Annotated in this window: 1 rRNA gene; it reads left to right on the top strand. The window is 50.2% G+C overall.

What is annotated here, in order from left to right:
- Positions 1 to 241: ribosomal RNA gene (locus tag IWT5_RS12015) — 23S ribosomal RNA — on the top strand; the annotation flags it as partial.

Genomic DNA, 241 nt, shown 5'->3' with positions numbered 1-241 from the left:
AGTGGCTGATGTCACACTGCCGAGAAAAGCTTCTAGTGAGTATCTTACTACCCGTACCGCAAACCGACACAGGTAGTCGAGGAGAGTATCCTAAGGTGTGCGAGTGAACTCTCGTTAAGGAACTCGGCAAAATGACCCCGTAACTTCGGGAGAAGGGGTGCTGCACGCAAGTGCAGCCGCAGTGAAGAGGCTCAGGCGACTGTTTATCAAAAACACAGGTTTCTGCAAAATCGTAAGATGA

Source organism: Secundilactobacillus mixtipabuli, assembly GCF_002217925.1.
Classification (GTDB): domain Bacteria; phylum Bacillota; class Bacilli; order Lactobacillales; family Lactobacillaceae; genus Secundilactobacillus; species Secundilactobacillus mixtipabuli.
The sequence above is the reverse complement of the archived record's forward strand: the minus strand, read 5'-3'. Positions and strand labels throughout refer to the sequence as shown.